1 protein-coding gene is annotated in these 1,752 nt (G+C 60.1%); it reads right to left on the bottom strand.

Annotated features, from left to right (window positions below; genetic code table 11):
* Nucleotides 1–1,752: efflux RND transporter permease subunit (locus tag WBM60_RS14530; protein ID WP_424283247.1), on the bottom strand; the 1,752-nt coding region annotated here is incomplete at both ends.

The following is a 1,752-nucleotide window of genomic DNA, read 5'->3' on the forward strand; positions in this document are numbered from 1 at the left end:
ATGCTTCGCCCTGCTCTCGCTGAGATCCCTCCAGGGAGAACGTAACCCTTGGGTAGTCGCGCATGATCTCCGGCATGGCCCCGGCGCCAAACTTCGCCAGAATTTCGTTGGCGGTGATGACTGTTCGATCGACATCGGCGGTGACGTTAACCACGCGCTGACCGTCAATCCGCCTGATCGAGGAAAATCCATGGCCTAAGGTTGCTTTAGCGACCGTTGCAAACGGTACTTCCGAACCGTCTCGCGTACGGATGCGCATGTCTTCGAGGGCACCCAGGGTGCGACGCTCTGACTCGGTATACCGCAACATGACGCGAACGTCGTCGCGGCCTCGTTGAATACGTTGTACTTCCTCACCGTAGAACGCCTGTCGAACCTGGCGTGCCAGCATGCCGAGTGACAGACCCAGGGCTTCACCCGCGGGGAGAATGTCCAGCTGCAGTTCGCGCTTGCCGGCTCTGAAGGAATCACCGATATCTACCACGCCCGGATAATTTGCCAGAGCCGCCTTGAATCTTGCGGCAACTTCGCGCAGCTCATCCAGATTTCCGCCTTCGAGCTGAATGTCGATTTCAGCGCCCACGCTGAAGCTCGATGACGCGAAGGTCAGTTCAACCGCGTCGGGCACAACGCCCACGGCCTCACGCCAGCGCTGGGCAACTTCCAACGTCTCGACCTCGCGCTCCTCGCCGGGCCTCAACTGGAGGGTTACCTCAGCGAGATGGCCACCGGAGGAGTTGAGGCCAGGCGCGAATGGACCCGCAGCCGATTCGCTCACCGGATGACCACCCAGGGCTGACAGCATGTGGACCACCGGTGGCGCATCCGGATACTCTTTCGCGAGCTGGCGGGCAAGTTGCTCTCCTTTCACCGCTATCGAATCGACGATCTCTTCGGTCACCCGCGCAGGGGTACCCAACGGCATCGTCAGGTTTGCAGTGACAGCGTCAGCGGCAATCGAGGGAAAGAACGAGAACGGCATATGCCCACCTGCCACCGCACCGATGGTGGCGATAAAGACGGCAACCGCCGCGGCCGCCGTCACATACCGCGCAGTGATGGCGCGGGTAACCAGGCGCCTGAAGCGGTTTTGAATCAGGTATTCCAGTTTGTCTGAAAACCGCTGCTGCCAGATGATAACGTTCCGCGCAAACCGGTCGTAACCACCCACCAGGTGCCAGGCGAAAAATATGGCGAGGGTCGCGATCGCCATGGCGATGAAACTACGCGTACTCCACGAAAGTTCGAGCAGCACAATCGCAAGCAGAGGCGTGAGCATGAGGCCGACCTCCGACGCGGCCGATTCCGCACGCCGATGACCCAGGTGGGCGGGCAGGATGAGCTGAGATTCGATCAGAGAAAACGTCAGACAGCAGAGCACAACGGTCGCAATGATTGACTGAATCTGACCGATGGTGCCCGGCCCGAGCATGACCGGTACGAAGGCGGTAGCCGTTGTCAGCACGCCAAAAATCACCGGCACCGATACCTGCCGCGTGCCATCGATCGCCGCATTCAGCAGGCCTTCGCTGGAGTGCGATGCTCCGGATCTGTATTGCAGTGAATACACGCGTTCACCCACCCCCACCGCATCGTCGACCAGAATGCCCAGCACAAGAATGAATCCGAACGTGGATATTCCGTCGATCGACAGGCCAAGGAGCGACGCAAGAAAAATGGCTCCCATAAAGGCAACCGGCACACCTACGCTCACCCAGAACGACAGCCGCGGCCGCAGAAACAGCGCCAGCA

The sequence above is a fragment of the Eudoraea sp. genome, from assembly GCF_049669105.1.
Taxonomy (GTDB): domain Bacteria; phylum Bacteroidota; class Bacteroidia; order Flavobacteriales; family Flavobacteriaceae; genus Eudoraea.